This is a genomic window from Bradyrhizobium sp. SZCCHNRI20481 (assembly GCF_032485055.1).
Taxonomy (GTDB): domain Bacteria; phylum Pseudomonadota; class Alphaproteobacteria; order Rhizobiales; family Xanthobacteraceae; genus Bradyrhizobium.
The window spans coordinates 146,391-163,071 of sequence record NZ_JAUEUE010000004.1; the positions used below are offsets into that span (position 1 = coordinate 146,391).

Annotated in this window: 12 protein-coding genes; 5 read left to right on the plus strand and 7 right to left on the minus strand. The window is 66.3% G+C overall.

Features of this window, described 5'->3' with window-relative positions; genetic code table 11:
* Positions 1 to 227: 227 nt before the first annotated feature.
* Positions 228 to 4,964 carry a glutamate synthase large subunit gene (gene gltB, locus QX132_RS07500; RefSeq protein WP_316160606.1) on the plus strand — a complete coding sequence of 1,579 codons (4,737 nt, stop codon included), beginning with the start codon at positions 228 to 230 and terminating at the stop codon, positions 4,962 to 4,964.
* Positions 4,965 to 5,162: 198 nt separating this feature from the next.
* Entirely contained in the window at positions 5,163 to 6,611 is a 1,449-nt protein-coding gene (locus QX132_RS07505; protein ID WP_315777888.1) for a glutamate synthase subunit beta, read from the plus strand.
* A 913-nt stretch (positions 6,612 to 7,524) separates the two neighbouring features.
* Here QX132_RS07505 and QX132_RS07510 read toward each other — a convergent pair.
* The 3 genes from QX132_RS07510 to QX132_RS07520 all read right to left on the minus strand — a co-directional run bounded on the left by QX132_RS07510 (position 7,525) and on the right by QX132_RS07520 (position 9,527).
* On the minus strand, positions 7,525 to 8,340 hold the full coding sequence (locus tag QX132_RS07510) for an arylamine N-acetyltransferase family protein (protein ID WP_316160784.1): 816 nt from the start codon (positions 8,338 to 8,340) through the stop codon (positions 7,525 to 7,527).
* Between the two features lie 14 nt (positions 8,341 to 8,354).
* Positions 8,355 to 9,170, minus strand: coding sequence for an arylamine N-acetyltransferase (locus QX132_RS07515; RefSeq protein ID WP_316160607.1), 816 nt, complete (start codon positions 9,168 to 9,170; stop codon positions 8,355 to 8,357).
* 87 nt (positions 9,171 to 9,257) lie between these two features.
* Entirely contained in the window at positions 9,258 to 9,527 is a 270-nt protein-coding gene (locus QX132_RS07520) for a winged helix-turn-helix transcriptional regulator (protein ID WP_315772421.1), read from the minus strand.
* A 142-nt stretch (positions 9,528 to 9,669) separates the two neighbouring features.
* Between QX132_RS07520 and QX132_RS07525 the strand changes: the two genes are divergently transcribed.
* On the plus strand, positions 9,670 to 10,212 hold the full coding sequence (locus QX132_RS07525; RefSeq protein WP_315736465.1) for a carboxymuconolactone decarboxylase family protein: 543 nt from the start codon (positions 9,670 to 9,672) through the stop codon (positions 10,210 to 10,212).
* A 51-nt stretch (positions 10,213 to 10,263) separates the two neighbouring features.
* Here QX132_RS07525 and QX132_RS07530 read toward each other — a convergent pair whose 3' ends face one another.
* Positions 10,264 to 11,265 (minus strand): KpsF/GutQ family sugar-phosphate isomerase, encoded by a 1,002-nt coding sequence (locus QX132_RS07530; protein ID WP_315736464.1) that lies wholly within the window; start codon positions 11,263 to 11,265, stop codon positions 10,264 to 10,266.
* Between the two features lie 170 nt (positions 11,266 to 11,435).
* Between QX132_RS07530 and QX132_RS07535 the strand changes: the two genes are divergently transcribed.
* Positions 11,436 to 13,154: an outer membrane beta-barrel protein gene (locus QX132_RS07535; RefSeq protein WP_410052851.1), complete on the plus strand. Its 1,719-nt coding sequence runs from the start codon at positions 11,436 to 11,438 to the stop codon at positions 13,152 to 13,154.
* Positions 13,155 to 13,251: 97 nt separating this feature from the next.
* Here QX132_RS07535 and QX132_RS07540 read toward each other — a convergent pair whose 3' ends face one another.
* From QX132_RS07540 to hemH, 3 genes are all read right to left on the minus strand, one after another.
* Positions 13,252 to 13,698: an NfeD family protein gene (locus tag QX132_RS07540; protein ID WP_316160609.1), complete on the minus strand. Its 447-nt coding sequence runs from the start codon at positions 13,696 to 13,698 to the stop codon at positions 13,252 to 13,254.
* A 16-nt stretch (positions 13,699 to 13,714) separates the two neighbouring features.
* Positions 13,715 to 14,719 (minus strand): SPFH domain-containing protein, encoded by a 1,005-nt coding sequence (locus QX132_RS07545; protein ID WP_315716547.1) that lies wholly within the window; start codon positions 14,717 to 14,719, stop codon positions 13,715 to 13,717.
* 203 nt (positions 14,720 to 14,922) lie between these two features.
* On the minus strand, positions 14,923 to 15,975 hold the full coding sequence (gene hemH / locus QX132_RS07550; RefSeq protein WP_315772396.1) for a ferrochelatase: 1,053 nt from the start codon (positions 15,973 to 15,975) through the stop codon (positions 14,923 to 14,925).
* A gap of 95 nt (positions 15,976 to 16,070) precedes the next feature.
* Here hemH and QX132_RS07555 point away from each other — a divergent pair, with 95 nt between their 5' ends.
* Complete coding sequence (locus tag QX132_RS07555) at positions 16,071 to 16,478, plus strand: MAPEG family protein (protein WP_316160610.1); 408 nt, start codon at positions 16,071 to 16,073, stop codon at positions 16,476 to 16,478.
* The last annotated feature ends 203 nt before the right edge of the window (positions 16,479 to 16,681 follow it).

A 16,681-nucleotide genomic window follows, 5' to 3' on the forward strand; every position in this document is an offset into this window, starting at 1 on the left:
AGACTTTGCAATGATGTTACGGCGCCTGAGGGCGCTGCGACATGAACAGGCCGCGGTCGTCCAGCGGGGACATGGTCCCCCGGCGGCTGGCCTGAACTCTGCAAATGCGGCTCGCTGACAAGGACGAGCGTTGGCTCCGGAGAGGGGCCGCGCAGCGCCCGGGGTGCGCCGGACGGACTGTACCGGACTGTGGTGAAGGCCCTGACCAATAATTTATGGGGACGGATATGAGCGGATCGAAGGTCGAGCACGGAAAGTTGGGCGGCGCGGTGCTGGCTGTGGATTCGCGTGAAAAACCGGCCGAGATCACGCGCGAGCTGCATACGTGGCGCCCGGAAGCCGAAGGTCTGTATGACCCGAGCCAGGAGAAGGATTCCTGCGGCGTCGGCTTCATCGCCAACATCAAGGGCCAGAAGTCGCATCAGATCGTCGCCGACGCGCTGAGCATCCTCTGCAATCTCGAGCACCGCGGCGCCGTCGGCGCCGACCCGCGCTTCGGCGACGGTGCCGGCATCCTGGTGCAGATCCCGCATGCCTTCTTCTCGCGCAAGGCAAAGGAGCTCGGCTTCACCTTGCCCGCCCCCGGCGAATACGCCATCGGCGCGCTGTTCATGCCGCGCGACGAGGCGTGGCGGAACGTCATCAAGAGCATCATCGCCGACCAGATCGAGGACGAAGGCCTGGTGCTGCTCGGCTGGCGCGACGTGCCGACCGACAACTCCTCGCTGGGCGTGACGGTCAAGCCGACCGAGCCGCGCAGCATGCAGGTGTTCATCGGCCGCAACGGCGCCGCCAAGACCGAGGACGAGTTCGAGCGCAAGCTCTACATCCTCCGCAAGTCGATCTCGCAGGCGATCTATCAGCGCCGCGACCGCGGCATGTCGGGCTATTACCCGTGCTCGATGTCGTGCCGGACCGTGATCTACAAGGGCATGTTCCTGGCCGACCAGCTCGGCAAGTACTACGCCGACCTGCACGAGCCGGACTTCGAGAGCGCGCTGGCGCTGGTGCACCAGCGCTTCTCGACCAACACCTTCCCGACCTGGTCGCTGGCGCATCCGTATCGGATGATCGCGCACAATGGCGAGATCAACACCCTGCGCGGCAACGTCAACTGGATGGCGGCGCGGCAGGCCTCGGTGTCATCGGAGCTGTTCGGCAAGGACATCAGCCGGCTCTGGCCGATCTCGTATGAAGGCCAGTCCGATACCGCCTGCTTCGACAACGCGCTCGAATTCCTGGTGCAGGGCGGCTACTCGCTGCCGCACGCGGTCATGATGATGATCCCCGAGGCGTGGGCCGGAAATCCCTTGATGAGCGAGGAGCGGCGTTCATTCTACGAATATCACGCCGCGCTGATGGAGCCGTGGGACGGCCCCGCCGCGATCGCCTTCACCGACGGCCGCCAGATCGGCGCCACGCTCGACCGCAACGGCCTGCGGCCGGCGCGCTATCTCGTCACCAAGGACGACCGCATCGTGATGGCGTCCGAAATGGGCGTGCTCAAGATTCCAGAGGACCAGATCGTCACCAAGTGGCGGCTGCAGCCGGGCAAGATGCTGCTGGTCGACCTCGAGCAGGGCCGCCTGATCCCGGACGATGAGATCAAGGCGCAGCTCGCCGCCAGCCATCCCTACCAGGAATGGCTCACGCGCACGCAGATCCAGGTCGAGAAGCTGCCGGATGCGCCGACCACGGGCGCGCGCACCAACCTGCCGCTCTTGGACCGGCAGCAGGCATTCGGCTACAGCCAGGAAGACATCGCGATCCTGATGACGCCGATGGCGGCGACCGGCGAGGAGGCCACGGGCTCGATGGGCAACGACACGCCGATCTCGGCGCTGTCGGACAAGCCGAAGCTGCTGTTCACCTACTTCAAGCAGAACTTCGCCCAGGTCACCAATCCGCCGATCGACCCGATCCGCGAGGAGCTGGTGATGAGCCTGGTCTCGATCATCGGCCCGCGGCCCAACCTGTTCGACCTCGAAGGCGTCGCCTCGACCAAGCGGCTCGAGGTGCATCAGCCGATCCTGACCGATGCGGACCTCGAGAAGATCCGCTCGATCTCGGAGGTCTCCGACAGCCACTTCGTCTCGCGCACGCTCGACACCACCTTCGATGCGAGCCTGGGCGCCGCCGGCTTCGAGCAGATGCTCGACGATCTCTGCGGCCGCGCCGAAGCCGCGGTGCGCGAGGGCGTCAACATCATCATCCTGTCCGACCGCATGGTCTCGGCCGACCGGATTCCGATCCCGTCGCTGCTCGCCTGCGCCGCCGTGCATCATCACCTGATCCGCACCGGCCTGCGCACGTCGGTGGGTCTCGTGGTGGAGTCGGGCGAGCCGCGCGAGGTGCATCACTTCGCCTGTCTGGCCGGCTACGGCGCCGAGGCGATCAATCCTTATCTCGCCTTCGAGACCATCATCGCGCTCAAGGACAAGCTGCCGGGCGCGCTGAGCGACTACGAGGTCGTCAAGCGCTACATCAAGTCGATCGGCAAGGGCCTGCTCAAGGTCATGTCGAAGATGGGCATCTCGACCTACCAGTCCTATTGCGGCGCGCAGATCTTCGACGCGGTCGGACTGAAGGCCGAGTTCGTGCAGAAGTTCTTCTACGGCACCCACACCCGCATCGAAGGCGTCGGCCTGCCGGAGATCGCCGAGGAGACCACGCGCCGTCATCGCGACGCGTTCGGCGACGCGCTGGTCTACAAGACCGCGCTCGACGTCGGCGGCGAATATGCCTTCCGCACCCGCGGCGAGGACCACGCCTGGACCGCGGAATCGGTCGCGACGCTGCAGCATGCGGTGCGCGGCAATTCCAGGGAGCGCTACCAGGCGTTCGCCAGGCTGCTCAACGAGCAGTCTGAGCGGCTGCTGACCCTGCGCGGCCTATTCCGCATCAAGTCGGCCGAGGACGACAAGCGCAAGCCGGTGCCGCTCGACGAAGTCGAGCCAGCCAAGGAGATCGTCAAGCGCTTCGCCACGGGCGCGATGTCGTTCGGCTCGATCTCGCGCGAGGCCCACACCACGCTCGCGATCGCCATGAACCGGATCGGCGGCAAGTCGAACACCGGCGAAGGCGGTGAAGAAGCCGACCGCTTCAAGCCGCTGCCCAACGGCGATTCCATGCGCTCGGCGATCAAGCAGGTCGCCTCGGGCCGGTTCGGCGTGACAACGGAATATCTCGTCAACTCCGACATGATGCAGATCAAGATGGCGCAGGGTGCCAAGCCGGGCGAAGGCGGCCAGTTGCCCGGCCACAAGGTCGACGCGACCATCGCCAAGGTGCGCCACTCGACGCCGGGTGTCGGCCTGATCTCGCCGCCGCCGCATCACGACATCTACTCGATCGAGGATCTCGCGCAGCTGATCTACGACCTGAAGAACGTCAATCCCGACGGTCAGGTCTCGGTCAAGCTGGTGTCTGAAGTGGGCGTGGGCACCGTCGCCGCCGGCGTCGCCAAGGCGCGCGCCGACCATGTCACGATCGCGGGCTTCGAGGGCGGCACCGGTGCCTCTCCCCTCACCTCGATCAAGCATGCCGGCTCGCCGTGGGAGATCGGCCTTGCCGAAACCCACCAGACGCTGGTGCGCGAGCGGCTGCGCAGCCGCATCGTGGTCCAGGTCGACGGCGGCTTCCGCACCGGGCGGGACGTCGTCATCGGCGCCCTGTTAGGGGCCGACGAGTTCGGCTTCGCCACCGCGCCGCTGATCGCGGCCGGCTGCATCATGATGCGCAAGTGCCACCTCAACACCTGCCCGGTCGGCGTCGCGACCCAGGACCCGGTGCTGCGCAAGCGCTTCACCGGTCAGCCCGAGCATGTCATCAACTTCTTCTTCTTCGTCGCCGAGGAAGTCCGCGAGATCATGGCCGCGCTCGGCTACCGCTCGTTCAACGAGATGGTCGGCCAGACCCAGATGCTCGACCAGTCCCGCCTGGTGGCGCATTGGAAGGCCAAGGGCCTCGACTTCTCCAAGCTGTTCGTCAAGCAGAAGGAGGCGCCGGGCCAGAAGATCCATCACGCCGAGGCGCAGGACCATCACCTCGAGGCCGTGCTCGACCGCAAGCTGATCGAGCAGGCCAAGCCCGCGCTCGACCGTGGCGCGCCGGTCAAGATCGAGGCCGAGATCAACAACACCGACCGTTCGGCGGGCGCGATGCTCTCGGGCGCGGTGGCGAAGATCTACGGCCATGCCGGCCTGCCGCAGGACACCATCCATGTCAGCCTGAAGGGCACCGCCGGCCAGGCCTTCGGCGCCTGGCTCGCCCAAGGCGTCACCTTCGAGCTCGAAGGCGAAGGCAACGACTACGTCGGCAAGGGCCTGTCGGGCGGCCGCATCATCGTCAGGCCGCCGCGCAACTCCGGCATCGTGCCGGAGGAGTCGATCATCGTCGGCAACACCGTGATGTACGGCGCCATCTCCGGCGAGTGCTTCTTCCGCGGCATCGCCGGCGAGCGCTTCGCGGTTCGCAACTCCGGCGCGGTCGCCGTGGTCGAGGGCGCGGGTGATCATTGCTGCGAATACATGACCGGCGGCATCGTCGTCGTGCTCGGCAAGACCGGGCGCAACTTCGCGGCCGGCATGTCGGGCGGCGTCGCCTACGTGCTCGACGAGGCCGGCGACTTCGACAAGCACTGCAACATGGCGATGGTCGAGCTGGAGCCGGTGCTGTCGGAGGAGATGATCGCCGAGGACACCTATCACCAGATGGGCGACCTCGAGGCGCATGGCCGGGTCGACGTGTTCAAGAACCTGCTGGCGTCCGACGTGGAGCGGCTGCACGTCCTGATCTCGCGCCATGCCAAGGCGACGGGCTCCAAGCGCGCCGCCGACATCCTGGCGAACTGGAAGGACTACGCGCCGAAGTTCCGCAAGGTCATGCCGGTGGAATATCGCCGTGCCCTGAAGGAGCTCGCGGCCAACGCCGACGCCGAGCCGAAGATCGCGATCGGGGCTTGATGTCGCTCCTCATGGTGAGGAGGCGCGTAGCGCCGTCTCGAACCATGAGGCCAACAGCGGGGCCTCGCCCTTCGAGACGCGGCGCAAGCGCCGCTCCTCAGGGTGAGGGGAAGCACAGAGGAAATTCCTCACGGTGAGGAGGTGCGAAAGCAACCGTCTCGAACCATGAGGCCCGAGCAGTCAGGGACGTCGTAGGTCATGGGCAAGGTCACAGGTTTTCTCGAAATCGAGCGGCACGATCGCAAGTACGCGCCGGTTGCCGAGCGGCTGAAGCATTTCCAGGAATTCGTGGTGCCGCTCTCCGAGAAGGAGCTGCGCGACCAGGCGGCGCGCTGCATGAATTGCGGCATCCCCTATTGCCACGGCACCGGCTCGGCCGCGCCGGGCACCACGGGCTGTCCGGTCAACAACCAGATCCCGGACTGGAATGACCTGATCTACAACGGCAATTGGGAAGAGGCCGCGCGCAACCTGCACTCGACCAACAACTTCCCGGAGTTCACGGGCCGGATCTGCCCGGCTCCGTGCGAGGCGTCGTGCACGCTGAACATCGACGACAATCCGGTGACCATCAAGACGATCGAATGCGCCATCGTCGACAAGGCCTTCGAGCAGGGCTGGATCAAGCCCGAGCCGGCCGCCGTGAAGACCGGCAAGAAGGTCGCGATCGTCGGCGCCGGTCCCGCTGGTCTCGCCTGTGCGCAGCAGCTCGCCCGCGCCGGTCACGACGTCCACGTCTATGAGAAGAACGCCAAGGCCGGCGGCCTGCTGCGCTACGGCATTCCCGACTTCAAGATGGAGAAGGGCATCATCGATCGCCGCATCGGACAGATGGAAGGCGAAGGCGTCACCTTCCACTATGGCGTCAATGTCGGTGGCAAGGATGGCCTCGATGCCAAGACGCTCTTGAAGGACTATGACGCCGTCGCGCTGACCGGCGGCGCAGAAGCTCCGCGCGACCTGCCGATCCCCGGCCGCGACCTCGCCGGCATCCACTACGCGATGGACTTCCTGCCGCAGCAGAACCGCCGCGTCGGCAACGAGAAGGTCGAAGGCGACGACATCCTCGCCGCCGGCAAGCATGTCGTCGTGATCGGCGGCGGCGACACCGGCAGCGACTGCATCGGCACCTCGCTGCGCCAGGGCGCCAAGTCCGTCACCCAGCTCGAGATCATGCCGGCGCCGCCGGAGCGCGAGGACAAGGCGCTGACCTGGCCGAACTGGCCGCTGAAGATGCGGACCTCGTCGAGCCAGGCGGAAGGCGCCGTGCGCGAATTCGCGGTGCTGACTCAGAAGTTCGAGGGCGAGAACGGCGCCGTCAAGAAGCTGCATTGCGTGCGCGTCGATGCGCAGTTCAAGCCGATCCCGGGCACCGAGTTCGTGCTCGATGCGGAGCTTGTCCTGCTCGCGATGGGCTTCGTGCATCCGGTGCACGAGGGCCTGCTCAAGAGCCTCGGCGTCGACCTCGACCCGCGCGGCAACGTCAAGGCCAACCTGACCGACTACCAGACCTCGCTGCCGAAGGTCTTCTCCGCCGGCGACATGCGCCGCGGCCAGTCGCTGGTGGTGTGGGCGATCCGCGAGGGCCGCCTGTGTGCGCAGGCGGTCGACAAGTTCCTGATGGGCAAGACCGAGCTGCCGCGCTAGCGGCGGCCGATCAAGCGCGTTAGTTGGATGCGACCCGCTTAGTTGGACTCATCTGCAGCCGCACCGTCGGTGCGCTCCCCTCCCCCTTGCGGGGAGGGGTCGGGGGTGGGGGTCTCCAGACGCTGAATTTCGTTGCGTTCGCCAGCGCGTCAAATGCGCTTGATGCGGTTGCAGCTCTCGCCGGACGCTCTTCGTCCACCCCCCCTCCCGTCATTGCGAGGAGCGAAGCGACGCAGCAATCCAGGACCGAGGAAATGACTCTGGATTTCTTGGCTCGCAATAACGCGGTGGCACCCGCCCGCGGACCTATCGCTCAGCTTTCATATAGAGCGCGACTCGCGGACCCCCACCCCCTCCCCGCAAGGGGGAGGGGAGTTCACCGCCTTCGGTGTGAGTAGCAGACTCCAACTCGCTAACAGAAAAAGGGGTGGGGGCTTCGTCGACATGAGTCGCCGCTCGGCCTGAAGTGGCAGGTCAGGCCGTGGCCGCATGATCGATCGGATGAGCGTCGAAGCGTCAGGGTCGACGTTTCAACCGTGAAGCCCCCACCCGTCCTGGCCGTCAGGCCAGCTCGGATGAGCCGCGTCGCGCGGCTCTGATGTCAGGAAGGGTGAGGCCGTGTGCGGCGGTGACAGTCCTGCTCCGACGTCCGCGGCAGGATTAATCGCGTCGCGTGCATCACGATGTCAGTCATGCTGGGCGATCCCCCTTGTTCGACGGCCGGACCCGCGAGCCCCCTCGGGTTCCCGCAACCTAAAGGTGCGACTCTTAAGATAAGCCCAATGCGGACGCCGGCATTCCCTTCAAATGCCGCGCAACACGCGAAAAAGCTTCGTATCGACTGTTGCCAGCTCGATCGATTGCGAAGCACGTTCGAGAATCGAACATCATCCACGACACGGTCGTCCGGAGCTCAGCTCGACGTCCGCGCCCAGATGTCTTCGATTGGCACGGGAGGCGTCACACGGAAGATGTCGTCGATGAGCCGGCCGAGCTCGTCGGCGCTCTCGATGATCCGCTCCTCGATCACGTCTCCGTCGCGCGCCTGCCGCTGATAGCGGCGGCTGACCAGCTTGTGACGCACGCCGGGCTCGACACGCTCCATCATCAGCGTATGCGTGGCCGGCACGTTCGGGCTGGTCGACGTATACCAGCTGCCGAGCACATAATCGGCATGGATCTGCGGCACGAGGTCGAACGCATACATCATGCGCCAGCCCGTCGGCTGCTTCGCGCTGACCGTATAGAGCCCGTCCCACGTGCCGATGCGAAACGTTCCCATCGGCGTCTGCTGCTCGGAGCCAACTTCGAGACGAATGGGCGCATCCATCATGCAGATGCCGAAGCCGACGTCGACGAGATGCAGATAGCCGTCGACCTTGACCATCAGCATCATGTGCTGGCGCGGCCCGAGCGGATCGGTCGGCGCCGAGCGCCAGCGCACGCGCCCCGTCAGGCCGCTGACCTCAAAGCCGACCGCTTCCAGCACCGCCTGGAACAGCACGTTCTGCTCGAAGCAGTAGCCGCCGCGGCGGCTGAGCACGAGCTTCTGTTGCACCGACGGCAGGTCGACATGGACGGGACGGCCCATCAGCGGATCGAGCGCCTCGAACGGCAGCGCGTCGACATGCGCGGCCTGCAGCGCTGCGAGCGTCGACAGGTCGGGCGCGAGCGGCTCGCGATGGTCGATGCGGGCGAGATAGGAATCCAGTTGAAGCTCACCGGCCATCGTCATGCCTTCCGTCAGCTCTCGATGCGCTTCCAGATCACCTCGACGGACACCGGAAGCGTGACGCCGAACACCTCCTCGATGACGCTGCGCAGCGCATCGGGCGTTTCGATGATCCGTTCGCTCCGCACCACGCCATCACGCGCCTCGATGACCAGGCGGCGATTGACCAGCTTGTAGCGCGCCTCACGCGTCAACCGCTCCAGGATCAGCATCGAGGTGAACGGCGTCAACGGGCTGGTCGAGGTGAACCAGTTGCCGAGCACGTAGTCGGCATGGATCTGCGGCACCAGATCAAACACATACATCGTGCGCCAGCCGGCCGGCTGCTTCGCCGCGAGCCAATACAGCCCATCAGACAGCGTCAGACGGAACGTGCCCATCGCAGTCGGCTGCTCGACGTCGGGCACCATCTGCAACGGCGTATCGAGCAGGCAGGAGCCGAAACCGACATCGGCGAGATGAGGTCCCTCCGGCAGGTCCACCTTCAGCATCATGTGCGTGCGCGGCGTCAGCGGCGCGGCCGCATCGAGGCGCCAGCGCACCCGCGCCGAGAGCGGCGTCACCGCAAAGCCGATCGCCTCCAGCGCCGCCTTCAGCAGCGCATTCTGCTCGAAACAATAGCCGCCGCGACGGCCGTCGACGATCTTGGCCTGGACCGAGGCGAGATCGATGTTCACGGGACGGCCGAGCAGCGGATCCAGGCCCTCGAACGCGATCGCATCGACATGCGCCGCCTGCAATCCGGCAAGCGTTTCGAGCGTCGGCGCCAGCGGCCCGCGATAGCCGATGCGCACGAGATATCTATCCAGATCGAATGCGCCCGGCATCGGCTCTGCTCCCTGTCTCGGGCGAGCCCATAGCACGACGCCGCCGTGCCCGGCCAGACCGGGACCGCGCACGTGCCCAAGCTCGGCTCATCCCGTCTGCCGGCTCCAGCGCTCGGCAAAACGATGCAGCGGCAGGAAGGTCTCAAACAGCTCGCGCCCCAATGGCGTCAGCTCGTAGCCGCTGTCGCCCAGCACGATGAAGCCCGCCTCGCGCAGCTCGTCCAGCCGCGCCTGCAACACGGTCGGCGAGGCCTCGTCGCAGGCCGCGCGCAGCGCCCGGGAGGTCAGGGCGTCGTCGCGCAGCTCCCAGACGATGCGCAGGCACCAGCGCCGGCCCAACAGATCGAGCAGCGCCATGACCGGCCGGCCCGAGCGCGAGCCGCGCACCCGGCGCGGTTGAACGTCTTTCGGCACGAAAACTCTCCAACAGCTTGCCAAGCGCTACGGAAAGCGTAGCATACTGCTACAGTAAATGTAGCACCGCGCAGGAGGAACCGCCATGCCCCGGATCGCCCCGCTGCAGCCGCCCTACCCGGCCGACATCCAGGCGCAATTCGACCAGATCATGCGCGGGGCGCCGCCCTTGATGCTGTTCCGGGTGATGGCCGGCCATGCGCGCGCCTGGACCAAATTTCGCGGCGGCAGCCTGCTCGACCGCGGCCCGCTGTCCCTGCGTCAGCGCGAAATCGTCATCGATCGGACCTGCGCGCTGAATGCGTGCGAGTACGAATGGGGGGTGCACGTCCGCATCTTCGGCTCAGACGCCGGCCTGACGGCGCAGCAGATCGACGCCACCGTGAATGCACCGGCCGACGCGGCGTGCTGGTCGGCCCCCGAACAAGCCCTGATCGCTGCGGTCGATGCCTTGCACCAGCGGTCGACCTTGAGCGAGGACGAATTCACCCGCCTCCGCCTGCATCACGATGAGGATCAGGTGCTGGAAATCATCCTGCTGTGCGGCTTCTATCGCACCGTGTCGTATGTCGCGAACGCACTGCAGCTGCCACTGGAGGCCGATGCGGCACGATTCAACGCAGGCTGACCGGTCTTCCCAAGCGCGCGGCAGCCGGGCGCCCGCAAACGACGCTTCGAGCTAGGCCACCCCTGCCCGCAGCAGATCATGCATGTGCAGGATGCCGACCGGCTTGGCGCCGTCGGTGACGATCAGCGTGGTGATCTTGGCGGAGTTCAGGATCTCCAGCGCCTCGGAGGCCAGCGCCTCGCGGCGGACGGTGCGCGGGTTCGCGGTCATGATCTCCTCGACCGATGCGGACAACAGATCGGCACGCATCTTCCGCCGGAGGTCGCCGTCGGTGATGATGCCGGCGACGTGGCCGCGAGCATCGACGATGACGACGCAGCCGAGTCCCTTGGCCGACATCTCGGCCAGCGCATCCGGCATGCCCGTGCCCAGCGGCTTCAGCGGCACCGCGTCGCCCGAGCGCATCAGGTCCGAGATGTGCTTGAGCATGGCGCCGAGCTTGCCGCCCGGATGGAAATTGGCGAATTCGAGCGCGGTGAAGCCGCGGCCTTCCAACAGCGCGATCGCGAGCGCATCGCCGATCGCCGCCTGCATCAGCGTCGAGGTGGTCGGCGCCAGATTGTGCGGACAGGCCTCGCGCGCCTTCGGCAGCTCCAGCACGATGCGCGCCGCCTGCCCCAGCGAGGATTGCGCATTGGAGGTAATCGCGATCAGCGGGATGGCGAAGCGCTTGGTGTAGTTGACCAGCGTCTTCATCTCCGGCTGCTCGCCGGACCACGACAGCGCGATGACGACGTCGTCGGAGGTGATCATGCCGAGATCGCCATGGCCGGCCTCGGCGGAATGGACGAAGAAGGCGGGCGTTCCAGTCGAGGCGAGGGTCGCGGCCATCTTGCGGGCGACGTGGCCGGACTTGCCGAGACCGGTGAGGATCGCCCGTCCCTTGGCCTGGCGGATCAGCTCGACGGCTGCGGCGAAGGCCGGCCCCAGAGGACCGCGCAGTGCAGCGGAGATCGCGGCAATGCCATTGCTGCCGGCGTCGAGCGTGCGCAGCGCCGACTGGATATCTGCGTTTGCGGGAGCGGCTTCGGGCAACGGCTTCGATCTCGGCATGCGGACTTCCAAGGCTGAACAGTCAGGCGCCGCTCTTTAGCATGGGTATGGCAGCAAGGCGCCATCAACAGCCCATTAACCATATTTGTTTTTACTCCCTTAACGAGGCGGTTTGCCGGCGGCGCGGGTGTCCCGACGACGCAATTGATTTTGTTGGAGTATTTTTCATCGTGGGATGGAGGCCTGACAGCGGCCGCGCAGGACGCGCGATAAGGCGCGCGATGTGGCGCGGCGCCTCCGCCGCATGCCTGCTGCTCGGCGCGCTCGGCCCCGATGCGGCCCACTCCCAGACCATCGACGCGTTCCGGCCGGTGCGCGACGGCTTCCTCGCCCCGCAGGACTCCCCGCTGCGGCGGACCGTGGTCAGCGGCCTGACCGATGCCGTACCGACGCCAGGGCTGCCCGCGACGCCTGCGCCGACCAGCTCCACCGCACGACGAAATCTGGTTCCCCTGCCCGGTGTGCCCGCGGCGAGCGGCGCTGCCGAATTCGGCTATGATTCGCTGAACCGCAATCGGAAGAAGCCGAAATACTATCCCGCCCAGGCGCGGCCCAAGCCGCCGCCGGGCCCCGGCACGCGACCTTCCGGCGAGCTGACCGGGCAGTTGCGTCCGACCTTGCCGCCGTCGGCCACAGCCAACAGGCAGCCGGTCCCGGCCGCCATGGCGGGCACCGTGCCCGGCCAGCCGCCGCGCAAGCGTCTCAAGATCGACGACGACCCGTTCGGCGCAGTCGGCGATTACGCCGGCCCGTTCCTGATCAAGGGCGCGGTGGAGCTCTCGGCCGGGTATGACAGCAACCCGGCCCGCCTCGCCAGGCCGCGCGGCATGCCGGCTTGGATGATCGCGCCGGAATTTTTGGCGGTGTCGAACTGGGAGCGTCACGCCCTCGTCGCCGACCTGCGGGGCTCCTTCACCGGCTATGGCAGCACCCTGCCGGCTATCATGGATGGCGGCATCAATTCGGCGCCGACCACGCTCGACCGCCCCGACTTCACCGGCCATGTCGACGGCCGCCTCGACGTCAGCCGCGACACCTCGGTCGGCGCCCAGCTGCGGCTGCGTGCCGCGACCGACAATCCCGGCAGTCCCAGCGTGCAGGCCGGATTGGCGCGCTATCCGGTCTACACCACGCTCGGCACCACCATCGGCATCGACCAGCGCTTCAACCGGCTGCAGATTTCGGCGGGCGCCACCGCCGACCGCACCAGCTATCAGCAGAGCAAGCTGACCGACGGCACGATGACGTCGAACGACGACCGCAACTACAACCAGTTCGGCGGCATCGGCCGGGTGTCCTACGAGGTCATGCCCGGCCTGAAGCCGTTCGCCGAAATCCAGGGCGACAGCCGCGTGCACGACCAGCGGGTCGACCGTTCGGGCTATCAGCGCGACTCCTCGGGCGGCTACGCCAAGGCCGGCACCTCGTTCGAGTTCACCCGGCTTGTGACCGGCGAGGTCTCGATGGGCTATGCCACGCGCAGCTATGTCGACCCGCGGCTGAACCGGTTGCAGGGCTTCCTCACCACGGCCTCGCTGGTGTGGTCGGCGACGCCGCTGACCACCGCGCGCTTTCTCTCCGACACGCAGCTCGCAGAGACCACGGTGGCCGGCGCCTCCGGCGTGCTGGTGCGCACCTACACAGTTCAGGTCGACCACGACTTCCGGCGTTGGCTGACCGGCATCGGCAAGTTCAGCTTCGGCACGCTCGACTATCAGGGCTACGGCCGCAGCGACCGCACCTACTCGGCCGAAGGCAACCTCGTCTACAAGATGTCGCGGAACGTCTGGGTCAAGGGCACGCTGCGCTACGACAAGCTGGATTCGAACATCACCGGCGCCGGTTCTTCCGGCACGGTCGTGATGCTGGGCGTGCGGTTGCAGAACTGAGCCCTGCTCTCACCGGCGTCATTGCGAGGAGCGAAGCGACGAAGCAATCCAGGGCTTTGGAAACGACTCCGGATTGCTTCGCTCGTTGCCCGCAGGACTACGCCGCGGCCACCGTGAGCTGGGCGCCGTCGGCCTGCACGATGCGGACGCGGCTGCCGGCCGGCGTATCCGGGCCGGCGACGCGCCACACCGTGTCGTCAATGCGGACGGTGCCATTGCCGCCGACGATCGGCTTCTCCAAGGTGAACTCGCGGCCGACCAGGGCCGCCGAGCGGCGGTTGAGGAACGGATTGTCCTGCGACGGCGCCGCACTCGCCCGCGCGAGGCGCCGCCACAGCGGCACGGCGGCGATCGAAAACAGCGCGAACAGCAGGATCTGTAGTTGCCATCCCGGCGCAAACGCAAACGACAGCAGCCCGACCAGCAGGGCGGCGAGGCCGAGCCAGAACAGGAAGATGCCCGGCGCGAGCAGCTCCAGCGCCATCAGGATGATGCCGAAGATCAGCCAGTTCCAGGTGCCGAGCGTCACGAACATGTCGCTCATCAGTGTCCTCCCTGCGTCAAGCCTGCGGTGGCGTCGGCGGTTTCGGCGCCGTCCCCGCTGACGGCACCGAGCCGCCGCGGCGCGCGGCCGCTACGGCCGAAGCCGCGCTCTCGCCGAACGTCGCCTTGGCGATCTCACCGATGCCGGCGAGCGAGGCCAGCATGCCCGTTGCCTCCAGCGGCAGCATGATCACCTTCTGGTTCGGCGAGTCGGCGAGCTGGCCGAACGCCTTGATGTATTTGTCGGCGATGAAGTAGTTGAGCGCGGCGACGTCGCCCTTGGAGATCGCGTCCGACACCATCTGCGTCGCCTTGGCCTCGGCCTCCGCGGCGCGCTCGCGCGCCTGGGCATCGAGAAAGGCCGACTCGCGGCGGCCCTCGGCCTGCAGGATCTGGCTCTGCTTGGCGCCCTCCGCGCGCAGGATCTCCGACTGCCGCTGGCCCTCGGCCTGCAGGATGTCGGCGCGCTTGACGCGCTCGGCCTTCATCTGCCGGCCCATCGCCTCGACCAGGTCGGCCGGCGGCACGATGTCCTTGATCTCGATGCGGTTGACCTTGAGGCCCCACGGCGACACCGCGGCGTCGACGACGCGCAGCAGCCGCTCGTTGATCTCGTCGCGATGCGACAGCACCTGGTCGAGATCCATCGCGCCCATCACCGAGCGGATGTTGGTCATGGTCAGCGTGACGATCGCCTGGTTGAGGTTCGACACCTCGTAGCTCGCCTTGGCGGCGTCGAACACCTGGTAGAAGGCGACGCCGTCGACCGTCACGGTGGCGTTGTCCTTGGTGATGACCTCCTGCTCGGGGATGTCGATCACCTGCTCCATCATGTTGATCTTGCGCCCGATGCGATCGAAGAAGGGCACGATGATGTTGAGGCCCGGCGACAAGGTGCGGGTGTATTTGCCGAACCGCTCGACGGTCCAGTCGAACCCCTGTGGCACGGTCTTCACGCCGGAATACAGCGTGAAGATGACCAGCAGCACCAGCGCTATGGCGAAAATGTCGAAACCGCTCATGGATCCTCCAAGGGAGGAGACGATCGTCCCCTCACCAGCCTCTGCAGCCATCACAATCTAGGGATTACTGCATGATTTTGTCGGGGATCCGCTAGGGGCGGTTCAGGAAAGTATTTTCGAGGCGCGGACGGTCGTCCGACTTGCGCCGGCGGGCGGCTCACCTAGCGGGCCGGCAATACCGCCGACGGCTCAGAGCCAGCCCTTTACAACCAGCCCTGCAGCTCGCGCAGCACCAGCTGCCGCAGCACCTCCATGCCGGGCGCGCTGTCGTTCAGGCACGGCACGGCGGAGAATTCCTCGCCGCCATTGTGCTTGAAGATCTCGCAATTCTCGCCGGAGATCTCCTCCAGCGTCTCCAGGCAGTCGGCGGAGAAGCCCGGCATCACCACGGCGATGCGCTTGACTCCGTCCTTGGCGAGCTTCTCGATGGTCTTGTCGGTATAAGGCTGCAGCCACTCCGAGAAGCCGAAGCGCGACTGGAAGGTCAGCAGCAGCTTGGTGTCGTCCATGCCGAGCCGGCTGCGCAGCAGCTCGGTGGTGGCGACGCACTGCTCGCGATAGGGATCGCCCTTGTCGACATATTCCTTCGGCATGCCGTGGAACGAGGCCACGATCAGCTCGGGCTTGTACGCCAGCGTCTTCAGATGATCCTCGATCGAGACCGCCAGCGCCTCGATGTAGAAGTCGTCGTTGTAATAAGGCGGCGTCACCCGCAGCGTCGGCTGCGCGCGCAGCTCAGTCAGCACGCGGAACGCCTCGTCGCACACGGTCGCCGAGGTCGCGGCTGAATATTGCGGATAGAGCGGCACCACCAGGATGCGGTCGCAGCCCTTGGCCATGAGACCATCGACGCCAGCCTTGATCGACGGATTGCCGTAGCGCATTGCCCAGTCGACGATGACGTGGCTGCGATCGGCGATGCTGGCGGCGAGCTTCTCGCTCTGCGCGCGCGTGATCGTCTTCAGCGGCGATTCGTTCTTCTCGGTGTTCCAGATCGACTGGTAGTCTTTCGCCTTCTTGCGCGGCCGGACATTGAGGATGATCCCGTTGAGGATGATCTTCCACAACAGGCCCTGGTCCTCGATGACGCGGCGGTCGGACAGGAACTCCTTCAGATACACCCGCACGCCGGCGGCGTCCGCCGTATCCGGCGTCCCGAGATTGACCAGCAGCACGCCGACACGTGACGTGCTCGCGGCCGGCAACGGCCTGACGTCGACAGGCCTGGCATTGTCCAGAGAGATGGCGGCGGTCATGATGCCCGTGACTGCTGAAGGGCGTGGCTTGGCGGCTTGTTTCGACATTGTCAAGATAAGGGCCATTTCACCGATGTCATCGGGCTGGAGGAGCCATGACGATTGCCGAATTGTGCATTTTCGCCAGCGTGATGCTCTACCTGTTAACGATCGTGCCGGCGAAATGGATCAGCGTCGACGGTGCCGGGCGCTACGACAACGCCCGGCCACGAGATCCCGCCTTCTATGCCGGCGGCATCCGCGAGCGGGCGCTGGGCGCCCATCAGAACGGCATCGAGGCGTTCCCGTTCTTTGCCGCGGCGGTGCTGCTGGCCGAGTTCCGCGGCGCGCCGCAGAACTTGATCAACGAGCTGTCGGTGCTGTTCGTGATCGTGCGCACCGCCTATGTGCTGACTTACGTCGGCAACCGGCCGTCGCTGCGCTCGATCCTGTGGGCGATCGGGTTTCTGATCACCGTCGCGATCTTCTTCCTGCCCCTGCTGCGCCAATACCTGCCGGTTTGAGTGGGCCGGTTTCCGGACGTGAGACGCGTCACATCGCCGTGTCCGCCGGGATGCTAACCACAACGGCCATGGGGGCTCCGTCTGTACGCCTTTCGTTTCTCCTTTGATCCGGTCCGCTGCGGCCAGTTGATTGGATTTGACGGCGAAATTCCCTATAGGGCGGAGTGAATTCGACTGCCGCAGCGGCACTGTGAGGCCGCCAG

Coding starts and splice junctions, on each gene's coding strand:
- QX132_RS07555 (WP_316160610.1), top strand. CDS start 16,071: ATGACGATTGCCGAATTGTGCATTTTCGCCAGCGTGATGCTCTACCTG.
- QX132_RS07525 (WP_315736465.1), top strand. CDS start 9,670: ATGCCCCGGATCGCCCCGCTGCAGCCGCCCTACCCGGCCGACATCCAG.
- hemH (WP_315772396.1), bottom strand. CDS start 15,975: ATGACCGCCGCCATCTCTCTGGACAATGCCAGGCCTGTCGACGTCAGG.
- QX132_RS07505 (WP_315777888.1), top strand. CDS start 5,163: ATGGGCAAGGTCACAGGTTTTCTCGAAATCGAGCGGCACGATCGCAAG.
- QX132_RS07545 (WP_315716547.1), bottom strand. CDS start 14,719: ATGAGCGGTTTCGACATTTTCGCCATAGCGCTGGTGCTGCTGGTCATC.
- QX132_RS07515 (WP_316160607.1), bottom strand. CDS start 9,170: ATGCCGGGCGCATTCGATCTGGATAGATATCTCGTGCGCATCGGCTAT.
- gltB (WP_316160606.1), top strand. CDS start 228: ATGAGCGGATCGAAGGTCGAGCACGGAAAGTTGGGCGGCGCGGTGCTG.
- QX132_RS07520 (WP_315772421.1), bottom strand. CDS start 9,527: ATGGCGCTGCTCGATCTGTTGGGCCGGCGCTGGTGCCTGCGCATCGTC.
- QX132_RS07540 (WP_316160609.1), bottom strand. CDS start 13,698: ATGAGCGACATGTTCGTGACGCTCGGCACCTGGAACTGGCTGATCTTC.
- QX132_RS07510 (WP_316160784.1), bottom strand. CDS start 8,340: ATGGCCGGTGAGCTTCAACTGGATTCCTATCTCGCCCGCATCGACCAT.
- QX132_RS07530 (WP_315736464.1), bottom strand. CDS start 11,265: ATGCCGAGATCGAAGCCGTTGCCCGAAGCCGCTCCCGCAAACGCAGAT.